At 37.3% G+C, this 15,547-nt stretch carries 5 protein-coding genes; 1 reads left to right on the top strand and 4 read right to left on the bottom strand.

Annotated elements, in window-relative coordinates; all coding sequences use genetic code 11:
- Window position 1: 1 nt before the first annotated feature.
- Entirely contained in the window at window positions 2–772 is a 771-nt protein-coding gene (locus tag DNJ75_RS03580) for a response regulator transcription factor (protein ID WP_117001814.1), read from the bottom strand.
- A 347-nt stretch (window positions 773–1,119) separates the two neighbouring features.
- Here DNJ75_RS03580 and DNJ75_RS03575 point away from each other — a divergent pair, with 347 nt between their 5' ends.
- Window positions 1,120–1,929, top strand: a complete 810-nt coding sequence (locus DNJ75_RS03575) for a helix-turn-helix transcriptional regulator (protein WP_117001813.1) — start codon at window positions 1,120–1,122, stop codon at window positions 1,927–1,929.
- 181 nt (window positions 1,930–2,110) lie between these two features.
- On the opposite strand, the gene DNJ75_RS03570 is transcribed toward DNJ75_RS03575, so the two are convergent.
- The 3 genes from DNJ75_RS03570 to DNJ75_RS03560 are packed head-to-tail and all read right to left on the bottom strand — an operon-like array spanning window position 2,111 to window position 15,537.
- Window positions 2,111–3,760, bottom strand: a complete 1,650-nt coding sequence (locus DNJ75_RS03570) for a PAS domain-containing sensor histidine kinase (protein WP_117001812.1) — start codon at window positions 3,758–3,760, stop codon at window positions 2,111–2,113.
- Window positions 3,761–3,773: 13 nt separating this feature from the next.
- Window positions 3,774–9,089, bottom strand: coding sequence for a type I polyketide synthase (locus tag DNJ75_RS03565; RefSeq protein ID WP_117001811.1), 5,316 nt, complete (start codon window positions 9,087–9,089; stop codon window positions 3,774–3,776).
- Entirely contained in the window at window positions 9,076–15,537 is a 6,462-nt protein-coding gene (locus DNJ75_RS03560; RefSeq protein ID WP_117001810.1) for a non-ribosomal peptide synthetase, read from the bottom strand. Before DNJ75_RS03560 ends, DNJ75_RS03565 begins: the two co-directional genes overlap by 14 nt.
- Window positions 15,538–15,547 lie beyond the last annotated feature (10 nt).

Raw genomic sequence — 15,547 nt, 5'->3', positions numbered from 1 at the left:
TTCATTTATGGTGCTCAAAAAGCATTTTTTGATCCGAATAATAAATATCTGCAAGCATAATATAACCGTAGCCATGTACGGTTTTGATGATTTTAGGGTTAGCAGTATCCTCTTCTACCTTTTTACGTAATCTCCCAACAATAATGTCCACTGCACGATCACTACCGTCATATTCACGACGAAAAAGTGCCTTTGTCACATCATTACGCGATAATATTTTTCGATTAGAATCAATCAATAATCTTAATAAATCATATTCTGTATTTGAAAGCTCAATGCTAACACCTTGCGCGTTAATCAAATAACGATCATACAAGTCTAAAACCAAGTGACCAAAATGAACATAACGTTTGTTTCTATTTTCCTCTGTTACAAATGAAAACTGTCGCAAAGCACTCTTGATTTGTGCTACTAAAACGTCACTATTAAAAGGTTTTGTGATGTATTGACATGCGCCAAGCTCATAAGAAAGTATTTTTTTTACATCACTATCAAGCGCCGTTAACATAATGATTGGGATATTATAATTTCTTTGTATCTGCTGGCATGCATCAATACCGTTGCCATCTGGCAACATAACATCTAGGAGGATGATATCGGGCACTTTTTTATTCAAAATAGTCAATGCGCCTGATAAACTATGCGCAAAGCTCACTGAAAAGCCATGATTTTTGAGTAGTTTTTGAAGCAACTCAACCATTTCGTGGTCATCATCAACAATTAATACTTTATTTTCGTACAGGCGTATCGTACTATCAGAACTTAACATCATTTTTATATCCTACTGTTAGTAAAAGCTGTAATTTGTCGCAATAGGTAGTCTTAGTCGTCAAATTGTAATGAAACATAACATCGATATTCAACTACCCACCAACATTCAATTCAAAGCAATACATCTAAATACAAGTATCGTAATACATTCATTTAAATTTTTAGTCTGTTGAGGTTCAAAAATAGGAAGTCTGCTGATAGCTAACCTTACACTCCGTACAGCTACGGTATTTTATAAAAGTTTCGTAAAATATTAAAAATATCACCCCAAAAAAGTTGATATTTCATTCAAACTCCATAAAATGCACACAGCTTAATTATTTTAGATCATCATTTATACAAATAAAAATGTCATCCATTCTATCCATTTACACAACGCTATATGAAAAACATAACAAACTACTTACCGCCATCCTGCAAGAAGAATTGCATGGTATAGATGCAGATGAAATCGTCTACACTATCGTGCTCAGAAGTGGTTTAGTTTATGAGGTTCCAATTCGGCTTATAGATTCATCATATCGATATCTTGAGCACCGACCTACTCACTCAAACCCAGTGCATTCTTATGATAATGTGCTCCTGCTGCCAGCTTTGACAAAATATACAGATATTTGTCATTTTGTGTGTAAAGATGATCAAGAAGAACAACGCTTTATAGCCTCAATTCTTGATACAGGTGACGATGCTTTAATGATTTTTTGTTATCACTTGGATGGTAATATCTCAAAACTCACGCTTTGCTTCAATGATAAAAAGAAACAAGTTACCTACATGGATAAATATATCGAGCTTAAACATCGTATACAATGTTTCTATCAAAAGCTTACAACTCATTTTTACGATTTATCTGAGTTTCTAATCTCAGAAGAGTTCTCTGGTCATGACTTTCAAAAACCAACAGGCATCGAGCTTACCCATCCCCTTATTCAACAGCTGTCAATCAAAGAGCTGCAGATTATCTGGTTTTTATATCAAGGTATTCACAGCGCAAAAGAAATTGCTCCAATGATCGCACTATCGCATCGCACAGTTGAGGATAAACTCAATGCCTTGATGAAAAAACTAGGTTTTCCTACTAAGTACGAATTTCTCATGTACATATCTGGTCAACAATCCTTAATGCGCTACTTACTGTATAAACGTATCATTACGTGAGTTTTGTCTTTAGTCTTCCCTTAGCTGAATAAATAAAGTCGCTCAAGCGCATTTCAAGCTCGGTGGGATCCGGGGATAGGAGGGATAAGGAGTAAACCCACACGCAAACAAAGTAACTACCTAAGCGACTGCAGCCATGGTACATTCACGAATTAGCAACATCAATGGACATAATGTATTGTTATGTATTTTCATGATTTTCTTTGTCGTCAACACTCGAAAATGATAACTTAACAAGAAATTTACTCCCTTTTCCGAGAGTGCTTTCAACAATAATCTCACCTTTTAATAGGTCTACATAATCTTTCACAATACTTAAACCTAATCCACTACCTGGGGCATTATTAGAATCATAGCTTGAATTTACTCTAAACCCCAGACAGAATATATCAGATAAATGCTCTTCTGGAATCCCTATTCCAGTATCTACAATAGCAAAACTCAACCATAGAGTAGCAGTTCGGTCTTCATCATGTTCTATCTTTTCGATTAGTTCAACGGCTAACTCAACATATCCCTCATTAGTATACTTAACTGCATTTGCTAACAAGTTACGTAAAATCATGCCCAGCTTGACTGAGTCACCGGTAATTTGCGCTGGTATCGCCTGATCTATTGCAAGCTTTAATACTAATTTTTCCGATTTCTCAATCGTAAGACAGCTCTGTAATAAATCAAATTCACGATTCAACATATTGCTCAAACAAAAATTCTGTTCACGGATATTAACATCCCACACACCTGACAAAAATTCCCGCCGCATATCCAGAAACATAGTCTCAATTCTGTCCACATTTCGGCTAAATCGTGGAACCAGTTTTTGTACTTTAACATCTTCCTTTAGTAAGGATCGCAGTAAAATAAAATCACTCTTTAAACTGCTAATTGGCGCACTCAAATCATGAGAGAAATTTCTAATAAACTGTGTTTTTAGTTGATCTTGCTTTTTCATTAATATATTTTGTCTTTCTGCCTCCCTCTCCAACTTTTTACGCTCAGTAATATCGATTGAGACTCCTACTATACCTTTGACCTGTCCAAATCGATCGAGAAGGGGTGATTTTGATGACATAAAAACACGACCACTATTATCCGTACAAAACTCTTCTACTATCACAGTTTTATCATCCCTCATCACTTCAGCATCATTAGCAATTGCCTGATCAGCCATTTTCTCAGGTAAAATATCATAATCTGTTTTTCCAACTATATTTTTGATCTTTTTAAATTTATTAAATGATAATACTGAGCTATTACAGCCAAGATATCTTCCTGTTACGTCTTTCCAATATACATGAGCGTCAATAGCGTCAAGAACCTGCTGGAAATCAATCTTATTTGAATCACTACTAAACTGATGGTGCAATAAACTATCCTCCTCCTCTGATGTATCGACCAAAATCTCAACAACGCCAATAACCTCTCCATTATCATCAACTAATGGATTTCTTATAGACTTAATACAAATGCTGAATAATCCTCCAAAATTATAATACTCTGTGAATACACGACCTGATCGACTTCTTATTACAATAAAGTCATGCCTCTTAATAGTTTCAACTAGCTCAATCATACTTTCAGGGTATAATTCAGCATCAGTTTTTCCTATAATATCTCTCTTTTGCTTGCCTAAAAGAATGGAAAATTCTCTATTACAGCCAAGGCATCGTCCATCTTTATCTTTCCACCGAATGTATACGCCAGTCATAGAATCAACTGATTCCGCAAGAAACCGCAATCTCTCCTTTAAAATTTTATTTTCCTCTTCCAGACTTATTGCCTCAAAATCGACACCAAACAAGCCATCATTTTTTACTAAATCATCCATCATCACTTTCCAAGTATTATTCTATTTCTGCAAGCCATTCTGATAATAATAGTGGTAATAAAAAAACATCAAGGGCTAAAATAACAACACCAATTATACCTGTCATTGCTGCTAACGGGTTATTTTTAATCCAATCGCTAAACCAGATGAATAACTTAAGCATTAAGTTGTCTTTTAATTCCCTAACAACTTGCAGTGCTAACTTCTGCGAATTTTGTTCATTGATAATACTCAAATGATCACCAAGGGCTTTTCTAATCCGTAACCCTGAAGTATAAGTCAACCAGCCATTATCCTTATGATTACCGTTCTGAGCATGATTCTCATCTAACGTAGCTGCTTTGTACAAAGTAACCGGAATTCTAGAGTGATCTTTTGGCTGATAATCAAGGTTTAACTGCATCATATGACAACTCGCTGACATCACATTTTTAATTTGTAACGATGATATCTGATAGAATGCGGCACTACAATTAGATAACATCTTACTCAAATTGTCTTTGTTATAAAAACATGGAGCAAATACGATCCACGTATCAAACATAAGAACCCGCTTAATCGTTTTCCCCATTCTCTGTAACTGAAGTGCTATTTCATAAGCTATCGTACCGCCCATAGAAGCACCGATTAAAATATATTTACCTGTTGGCTGTATTTTCAATATTTCCTTAAGATAAACTTCTGCCAACTCTTCCAATGAGTCAACCCTTAGCTGATCTGACTTATAAATATTGATATTTTGCAATCCATAATAATTATAAGTTATTGGTAACTCCCTAATAAGTGGCATATAACACATCACAGTCCCACCCACTGGGTGAATAAAAAAAACATTCTGATCAGCCTGATTATCCATTAACGTTAACATTATACTACTCTGGTTTAGAGTTAATTTAGCCGCTGTTTTAGTTTGATCGCTAATTACTCCGCTATACGTAGCAATTTTTGCCACCGTATTGTGTTGTACGATATCTGCAAGAGAGATATTGATATTTAATCGCTGCCGCAATATCGAGATTAACTGAATAGCCAATAAAGAATTTCCACCAAGATCAAAAAAATTATCTTCTACACTAATCGCTGAAATAGCCAATACCTGACAAAAAATCTCCGCGATTTGTCGCTGTATATCAGTACATGACTCATATACCGCCACACTGCCTGACTCTAACATATTCAATGTCTCTACACAGTAAGCCTGATTTCCTAATTGTTTAACGTCATATTTCGAGAAAACAACTTGGTTAACATCTAAACAAACTGCATTGTCAATTGCAGTGCTGATTTCAGATGACTTAATGCTATTGAGACTAAACAACTGAGGCTTTTGTTCCTTATTGATGAAATCATACGCCATACCAATATCTGATATTTGATTGAAATTAATCGTCAAAAATCGCCCAACACCCTCATGATGCCTATATGAAATTTCATCCAAATATGAATTTGCCGCAGCATATCGCCAATTGCCGTAACTTGGCACAACACTCGCTAACGAAGAACAGGCAATAAAATAATCACTTGGAATAAAATCAACTAATGACAGCAAGCTAATTGTACCAGAAGTCTTTGGCATAGTGATCTCTCGAACACGCTCTAAATCTACATCTTTGACGGCACTCTGAGCAGCCACTCCCGCAGCATGCAAGAGCAAAAACAAGCGATCAACTTCTCTGTCTTTCAACTGATATACCAATTCAGCTATTGGATCCCAACCAATATTAAAATTAACATAATAAATCTGATTATTATTGGCGTTGTGTTGTAGGTCATTCAGTCTTGATAATGCATTGCCTTTAAGCTGCTCTTCCTTTTTTCTACCAATAAGTACAATTTTGGCATCTGATGCTTGGTGGCAAATTGTTTTTGCAATACTATAGCCTACACCTCCTAACCCACCGGTAATTAAGTAATTTGCATTACTCCTACAAAACAATGAGAAATTATTTAAATCCTGAGGTTTTGTCTGCGATTTCTCATAGCTTAGCCGCCAAACTTTGCCATAGCGCAGTGCATAAATATCTCCCTGCTTTTGAAGCACATCAATAATGTCAATATACTGAGATAAATCGTTGGGATCATTCAAAGCCAAATCAAGATGACAAGCTGATATATTAGAATTTTCAATAGGCATCGCCATATTAAAGCTAGCCACAACTGATGGGGAACCCACCAAGTTTTCCTTATCCACAACATCATAGTTATCATAAGTTATTGAAATAAACGTATGTTGCTTTGAAATTTTTCTATAAATATGACCGAAAATACGTTCAAAGGCACAGGCTTCGTCCACTTGATGAGAAGAAAAATAGAAACTCTGTGATATATTTTCATACAATTTTATAGTATTCAAAAATGACGTCAGCCATCGTATATGTGAGTGATTATCTATATCCATATGACACACATTTCGCTTCCTTTTGAACTTATTGCCTTTTCGCAAGATCAAAAAAACAACGTCAAAATTTCCACGATCAAGCTTAGTCAAAAACTCTCTTGCCTGCTGGAGATACCTTTTGCCATTCACAATAACAAGTGTTCTACATTTTGATCGCATAGAGCCCTGTGGCTGCACTGCCACTGTTTGCCAAGAACGTAGATAAAACATATCATCATTTGTACTAAGCTTGCATTTTGCACGCTCTTCACTTAATGCTATCCAATGAACGTTCCGTTCAAACTGGTAATAGGGCAAATTAACTACATCCCCAATCTTAGGTAAGACAAAATCAACTGGGTATCCATAAGACCATAGCCTTGCCATCAATTCGTTCTTGTTTTTTAATCCAAGACGCTTGCTATGCTCTACACTTGCTTTTGCTACATCTTTAGCTGATGGTAACAAATCTATACTTATAAGCTGACGACCAAAGTCATCTTTATGTGCTTGAATAAACGTTGTCAACGCGTTTCCGACGCCAACTTCAACAAATACAACCTCAGTAGTATTTGAGATAATCGTTGCTATACTGTTACTAAACTGCACAGGTCGCCGAATATGTTCCGCCCAATACTCAGCAGAGGTAACCTCAACACCTGCTTTTAGCCCGCTTATATTGGAAATAAATTCACGTTTTGGCAGTGAAAAAGTTATCTTGTCAATCGCCTCCTTGTATTTTTGAGCTGCCTTCTCCATTAAGCTTGAGTGATATGCGTGAGAAGTTTTGAGTACTGAACTAGATATCTCAAGTCCATCAAAGTGCTCTTTAAGTGCTATGATTTTGTCTTTCACCCCTGAAACTACGCAATAATTTGGGGCATTAACTACAGCAATCTCGCACTCATACTGCTCAACAATTGCTTTGACCTTATCCTCTGTCAAATTAATCGATAACATCGCACCAATCGGCATTTGCTGCATCAGCATACCACGAAGCAATACAATTTCAATCGCATCTTCAAGCCTAATGACTCCAGATAGAACTGCAGCAACATATTCACCAACACTATGACCAATGAAGCAATCGGCCTTAACACCCATTTTCTCTAACAAAGTTGCTAACGCAAAAGATGTCACAAACAAAGCCGGTTGCGCCCACTTAGTTTGATGAATCAGCTCACAATTACCTTGCATGTTTAGCGAAGGAAATAAAATACCCTTAAAATCTTCTTTTATATGTCGATTAATATAATCAATGCACCGGTCAACAACTTGCTGATAATCACGATCATGTTGATACAAAGAAAGCCCCATATCTGCATACTGTGTTCCCTGACCAGGAAATACAAAAACTGTCATCGCATCCGCAGCGATAAGATTTGATTTGACTACAGGCTGTGACTTTAATTTGTCAATAGCTTCTTCTTTGTCTCTACAATCAATTGCGATTCTATATGCAAAAGCACATCGGCGCTTTTGTAAGGTATAGATAATATCATGCAAAGATGATTTTGATGATATTAAATACTCGGTAAAAATGCTAACATAGCACTCCAAAGATTTCTTAGTTTTTGCTGTAATTGGCAATATATAGCTGCCATTTTCCTCTTGAGATTTTTGCTGTGACAGTCCCATAATATGATCACCTTTTGCATATTCTTCTAATACAACATGAGCATTTGTGCCTCCAATCCCAAACGAACTCACACCAGCAATTCTGCTTTTGCCATTATCCTTAACCCACTCTTTCGTTGTATCACTGACCTCAAAAACTGTATCATTAAGGTGTAAATCTGGATTTGCTACATTATAATCAATTTGTTTTGGAATAACCCCGTGTTTCAACATAAGACACACTTTAATAAAACCAGCCAAACCTGCTGCTGAATCCGCATGACCTATATTCGCCTTAACTGCTCCTAGCTGGCATCTATGTGCTCGTTTTTTAAGTGATGTATCCGTAAAAGCAACATTAAGTGCCTCCACTTCAATTGGATCGCCAAGTTTGGTTGCTGTGCCATGACACTCAACATAACCGATATCACTTGAATCAACCGCTGCCATTGTTATAGCTTTTGCAATACACTCAGCCTGCCCTTCGACACTCGGCGCTGTATAGCTTATCTTACGATCACCATCATTATTTAATGCATAACCTTTGATCACTGCAATAATATTATCTTTATGTTTTTCCGCATCCGTTAAGCGCTTCAATAAAACTGCCCCCACACCAGAGCCATTGATCGTGCCAGATGCACCACGATCAAATGTACGACAATGTCCATCCATGGACATAATCATCCCTTGCTGATACAAGTGTCCAACCTGATGTGGTAACAGTAAACTTGTACTGCCTGCTACAACTAAGTCACACTGTCTACTACTGAGTTTATAGCAAGCCTCAATAATTGTAGTTAAACCCGTAGAACATGCAGTATTTATACTTACGCCTTCACCTTTTAGTCCCAGTAAATAGCTTAGCTTAGTAGCCACTGAGTCCTTGTTGTTAGCAATATTAGCTTCCCAAAAATCAACATGATCATCTTTTATGAAATTTGAAAGATTGTCATGTAAGTAAATACTATTGGAACTACCAACAACAACCGCAATAGCATGTTGATTTCTGTCCCTTGCGTAACCTGCTTCATCTAAAACATACCAAGTTTGCTCAAGTAGTTTGCGAATCTGAGGATCTAAAATCTGCGCTTCATGTGCCGATAACCCCCAGAAGAGCTCGTCAAATTGATCCATATTTTCAACATGACCTGACACAGGAATGTGCCTTTCATCCTGCAGAATATGCTCAGGAACACCTAATTCTCGACATTCTTCTTTAGTAAAACGCCGAAGTCCTGATTTGGCATTTGCGATCATTTGCCAATAGTCTTCAACATTAGTACAACCAGAAAAACACCCCGCAACCGCAATTACTGCAATATTATTGTTCGACATAAAGATCAACCTTTGGTTTATGTTGTCTCTTAATATTTTCTTTATTTTGCAGGTAGCGACTTAAGGCATCAACATTCGGATACACAAACAGGTCACTTACTTTAAGATCGACGGCTTCAGGTACTTCAGCTGCTAGCAAATTTTTCAACTGCATAAGCATTAATGAGTTTCCTCCTAACTCAAAAAAGCTCTTATCAAACGGAATCATATTTAATTTTAAACCCAAAACGTCAGCATAAACCTTACAAACCAAGCGCTTAATGCCTTTAGCTGCCCTAAAATCATCCACTCTGCTACCCATAACTATCTTTGGCAAAGCTGTCTTATCAAGCTTACCATTTGTTGTCAAAGGAAACGACTTAATATAACAATACCCTTGCGGGCGCATATATTCAGGCAAATACCGAGCAACGTGTGCTTGTATTACCACTTCTGATATAGCAGCATCTCCACCGTAATATGCCACCAGCATAATATGACCGTTATCTTTATCTTGCTGAGTTAATACTACGGATCTGTCGATACCGTCAATCCTGTTTAGCACTGATTCAACTTCCGATAGTTCAACTCTAAAACCTCTGATCTTAACTTGAAAGTCACTACGCCCAATATACTCAATTTCGCCATTTGGAAGCCATCTTGCCAAATCACCCGTTTTATAGAGCCTAGTAAAACCATTTTTCCTATCTAAATCGGTCACAAAAGGATTTTTAATAAATCGCTCTCTAGTTTCTTTAGCTAAATTTAGGTAACCACGAGCTAAGCCAGCACCTGCTATATACAGCTCGCCAATAACCCCTATAGGAACGCATGTATATAATTTATCCATTACAAATGCTTTTACGTTCCAGATAGGTTTCCCTATATTTGTACTGACCTTACTATCCCTAGAAATTGTTGTACATACTGTGTTCTCCGTGGGACCATAAGCATTAAAAACCACGTCACCCAGATCGTGTGCGTGCTCAAGCACAGTCTGAGAACATTTCTCACCAGCAAGTATAATTGATCTAAATTTCACCGAAGGGGTAGTTTCATTACTAATAAAATACTCAGAAAAACAGCTCGGAGGCAAAGTGATAATGCTATTTCTCCCACCTGTAATATTACGATAAAACCCATCTAAAAGATCATAAAATAACATAAGTCTTTGACCAAACAAAATTGCTAAAAACACTTCCCAAACAAAGGCATCAAATACATACGGTGCAAATTGAATAACAACACTATCTTGATCAATCGACAAATACGATCTTTGTGCATAGACCAAATTAACGACACCACCATGCTCTATCATAACCCCCTTTGGTCTACCCGTAGTTCCTGAGGTATACATAACGTAAATCAAATGACTGCTCTTAATATCTATGTTTAAATTATCACTATCTCCCTGATAGATATCCGCTTGATCTACCATAACAGGATCAACCTTATCGCTATGAGATAAATAGCCACGCACTTGTCTAAGATAAGATTGCGTTAGCAACAATCGACAACCCGTGTCATCCAAAATATAAAGCAATCGCTCCTCGGGCACTAGTGGGTCAATAGGAACGTACGCACCACCAGCCTTTAACACGGCAATAATAGCAATAATCATTTCAAATGAACGATCAAGACATAAGGCGATCAATGTGTCTGGCGCCAAACTTTGTCCCACACTTTCATGATACTTCCCTCGAATAAAGCGCGCCAGTTGATTGCTTTTCTCATTTAGTTCCTTATAAGACATAGTGTCTGCTTCACACACCAGTGCAATATTATCAGGTGTCTTCCTTACTTGCTCTTCGAACAATTGATGAATAGTTCTGTCTTTTGGAAATGGCTTATCCGTTTGATTCCATTTATATACAATCTTTTCATATTCCTTCTTGCTTAACACGGAGAGATCCTTAATCAAAGTTTCAGGACAACTAACGAGCTTCCGTAAAACATTGTGATAGTGCCGTGATATCTGTCTTATTTTTTCCTCTTCAAATAGCGCAGTAGCGTAATTAAAATAACCGTGAATATTATTGCCACTATCATCGATCAACAAACTTAAATCAAACTTTGCGACTGAATACACATCATGCGCAATGCTAAAATCCCATAGATCAGAAGCCACTTGAAAAGACTCAAATGGTTGCATATTGAACACCACTTGAAACAGTGGGTGCGTATCCAACTGTGGCTCTATCCCTAAAGTTTGAATGACTGACTCCAAAGGAATATCTTGATGCATCTGAGCCTCAACAAGTGATTGCTGAATTTGTCTAATAAACTCGCCAATAGATAAATCACTATCTAGATATTCACGAAGTGCTACCATATTGACAAAACATCCGATGGTTTGTGTGTAATGAGCATGTTGCCTGTTCATCATCGGCACACCGATCACAATGTCATCACTGCCTGTATATTTATTCAAAAGTAGATAGTAAGCACCTAACAGCAGCGCGCCGACTGTTATCTTTTCTTTCTGGGCTAACTTCCTTAATTTATCTGTTAAACGAGCACCCAAAGTAAAGTTAACATTTTTACCTTGATAATTAATGCTCGCTTCCCGTGGCTTATCCAACGGCAAGTTCAAGTTTTCATAACCAGATAACCGCTCACACCAGTATTTAAGTTTTTTGCTGTAATTATCACTGCTTATATAGCCTTGCTGATAATGAACGTAATCGCGATATTGAACGACCTTTGCAAGTCTCAAGACCCCTTCTTTGCTCAATGCGTCATATGCTTCTTTTAATTCACTCAAAAAAATCTTGATTGACCATCCATCAAACACGGTGTGATGCATATTAATGAATATATACATCTGAGAATCTTCCACACCATGCATAAATCGACTTAAGTAGCCACCACCTACAGAAAACATGCTCATACTAAACGGCAATTTATCTGATCCCATGAGCGTCATGCTTGCAATTTCAGTCATTTTACATCTAAACTCTGCCTGATTCGCACACTGATATTTCCTAACACTCCAATCAATATCTATTTGGCTTTGTCGTAATTCAGAAGACGCCAATTGCTGTTCAATACAACATGATAAAATATCATGCCGCTTAATCACCTCACGTAACGCCCTCTCCATGTAATGAAAAACGACTTTATCCGTCAACTTCAGAAGCATCGGAATATTGTAAATAGCTACAGCAGACTCATTATATTGTTCTGCCAAATAGATGCCCTGCTGCTCACGAGACAATGGGAAACCACAAGATTTATCCCCATCACCATCAAACGAATCGCATACCTCATCACTGGATTTTTTATTTAAATGGTTTTTTAACTGGTGTGAAATCAGTTCAGCTGCTATTTTTTTTATTGTTCCCATATTCATAATCACAGACGGAGAAATATCAACTGCCAGTATCCTGTTAATTTTTACTGACATATCAACTGCATTTATCGAGTTACCTCCATAAGCATAGAAACTATCATCGATGCCTATCTCATCAATAGCCACTCCTAAAATGTCCGACCATATCTTACGTAACTCTCGATGTACATCATTCTCCGGCAACAAGCTCTCCTTAGCACCTATATCATTGATCGTTATCTCATCTAATAGTGCCTTACGATCGGTCTTGCCATTAGCACTTATTGGCAAATCCTTCACATGAACATAAACGCTTGGTTGCATATACTGAGGTAATAAATAGGCTAAATGGTTTCTGATAATATCCTCTTTGATGGCTGTATCAGCAGCATAGCAGGCAATGATAAGCATAGCTGGAAGATTCTGTTGACTAGTCGCCTTATTTTGGGAGTCTTTTTTTATCACAACTACACATTTATTAACTCCTTCAAGCGTCCCTAAGGCGCTTTCAATTTCACCTAATTCCACTCGCATCCCATTGATCTTAACTTGTGTATCACTTCTGCCAACATACTCAATCTCACCATCGGGTAAAAATCGACAAAGGTCGCCTGTTTTATAGAGTTTGGCATAACCACAACTTAATCCATTTTTTGGAGCAAATGGATTGTCAATAAACCTTTCCTTTGTTAATTTATCATTATTTAAATACCCTCTGGCTAAACCAATACCACTGATATAAAGCTCACCAACAGCGCCTATAGGTTGAATATTTAAATTCTCATCTAAGACATACAGCTTGGTATTGCTGATTGGGCTTCCTATACTATTAACGACTGCATAGCCATCACTCACTAACTTTCCTGAAGCATAAATGCTTGCCTCAGTAGGACCATAGTAGTTGTACAATTGACAACACTTCGACCAATATTGTGCGCTATCTTCGCTGCAAGTCTCCCCTGCCACAACAATACTCTTAAACTGATACCTTCTATCACGCGGTAGCAACGACAGCACAGCAGGTGGAATAAAAGCATATTCAATGAAATGATGTTCAAAATATTCGGCTAACCTGACCATATTTCTGCGAATGTTCTCAGGGATAATATATAACAAAGCTCCTTGCAACAAAGTAACCCACACTTCAGAGACAAACACATCAAAAGAAAAAGCAGCATATGTGGTTACGCGCGACTCACTCGTCAGACAATAGACATCAAATAAACTATAGACTGTATTGATTACAGAACGATGTTCTATCATAACGCCCTTTGGCTGCCCCGTCGTTCCTGATGTATACATAACATACATTAAATCGGTTGGCTTTACATTTAACGATAATTTTCCCCCGTTACCATTCGCATAAATCGTCTGATCATCTACCAGAACACAATCGCAATCCTCCCTTAAGCTTGATAGTTTCCTTCGATAATCCAACTGAGTCAAGATAAGCTTAGTTTTGGTATCCTTCAAAATAAAATCAATTCTAAAATCAGGAAGCGTAGGATCAACAGGCACGTAAGCAGCACCTAATTTCAATACAGCAAGAATCGCTATAATCATTTCAAGCGAACGATCTAAGCAAATGGCTACTAGCAAGCAGTCTGCCGATGATGAGTCCTCTACAGATGTGTGCCAATAATGCTCTAGAATATGGTGTGCTAACTGGTTACTTCTATCATTAAGCTCCTTATAAGTTAAGCTGTTATTCTCAAAAAACAAGGCTTTTCTATCAGGTGTTTTACATGCTTGACGTTCAAATAATTGAGATACGGTTTGACCATCCGGAAAAGATTTATCTGTGGCGTTCCACATCAACATTCTTTGATATTCCTCTTGACTTATAATAGCAATCTTATTGATTGGAGCTCTAGCACCTTCATGTAAGAGTTTTCTCAATAAATCAGCGTACTGCTCAGCCATATAAGATACTTGCTCTGATGAGAATAAATCATCACGATATTTCAATCGAAAAAAATACTCACTATCAAATTTTTGATATTCCAATAACAATTCATATCCATAAATATCGACATATCCATCAGCAATCACATGTGATCGACACCCTTCAAAATTCACTGGCATTTTTCTAAGGTTTGTCTGCGCAAATCCTAAGTTCAACTTCTGGTTGGCGCGTCCATCAAGAGTTTCTGTCACTGGTAATTGTGTATGCTTAAGAACGATATCACCCTCTTTTGTGACCAACCCTTCTAATGCTTTACCACATTGATTAATAATATCCTCAAAAGTTTGACCATTCTCTCGCGGGATTTTTAGCACACATGTGTTGATCATTGCACCAAAGTAGTGATTGCTTTTGACATTTTTTTCCATCGCAACAGGGTAACTAACATAACTAGAACTGCCCATATGTCGCCCCATTAAAACACCCCATGTCACCAACAATAGGTTAAATACCGATATATTAAACTCATCTCTCAGTTCATTAATGAGCGTTTCATTGACTTTAAAAACCTGCATTCCCACTTCAAGATTGTCATGATCGCTTTGCAACACAGATCTCAAATAAGGTAATCCATTGGTGACATTGTCATCGCCTAAATAACGCGCCCAGATATTCTTGCTATTACTTGCAACAAGTCTTTTAACTCTTTCTCCTTGCTGATGATAGAGCAGTTGTAAGAATTCTTGTTGTGATTTATTACAACGCTCTTCAATCTCTTTGCTAGCAAAGTCATCATTGTAATATCTAGAAATTTCGCCAATAAACTGATCAAATTGACTACCGTCTAATAGTGCATGATGAGCTACGATAATAAACTGATATTCCGCATCACCCAATCTGACCAAACCAAAGCGACACAAACAGTCTCTCTCTATATTAAATGGCATTCTAATAAAATTATTCACTTTACCAGAATCGACCTCGAGTAACGCTTCGCGACTTTGTTTGTCACCAACCTGAGCCCATACTAAACCACTACTATTATGAGTCAGACGCCTGTTAAATAAATCATAGTCCTTTAAAAAACGACTAAGTCCAACTGACAAGCGCTTCACATCTAAAGCACCTTGAATGTGGTTCCTGAAGACAATATTGTAATCACAGCGATGACGGTCAAGCTGATACTCATACCAAAAAAACCTCGTATAAGGGGAAGCAATTAAATATTGCATGACACACTCC

The sequence above is a fragment of the Cysteiniphilum litorale genome, assembly GCF_003428165.1.
GTDB lineage: Bacteria > Pseudomonadota > Gammaproteobacteria > Francisellales > Francisellaceae > Caedibacter > Caedibacter litoralis.
Note: the sequence above shows the minus strand (reverse complement) of the source record. Positions and strands in the feature narration are given on the sequence as shown.

Coding starts and splice junctions, on each gene's coding strand:
- DNJ75_RS03580 (WP_117001814.1), bottom strand. CDS start 772: ATGATGTTAAGTTCTGATAGTACGATACGCCTGTACGAAAATAAAGTA.
- DNJ75_RS03575 (WP_117001813.1), top strand. CDS start 1,120: ATGTCATCCATTCTATCCATTTACACAACGCTATATGAAAAACATAAC.
- DNJ75_RS03570 (WP_117001812.1), bottom strand. CDS start 3,760: ATGATGGATGATTTAGTAAAAAATGATGGCTTGTTTGGTGTCGATTTT.
- DNJ75_RS03565 (WP_117001811.1), bottom strand. CDS start 9,089: ATGTCGAACAATAATATTGCAGTAATTGCGGTTGCGGGGTGTTTTTCT.
- DNJ75_RS03560 (WP_117001810.1), bottom strand. CDS start 15,537: ATGCAATATTTAATTGCTTCCCCTTATACGAGGTTTTTTTGGTATGAG.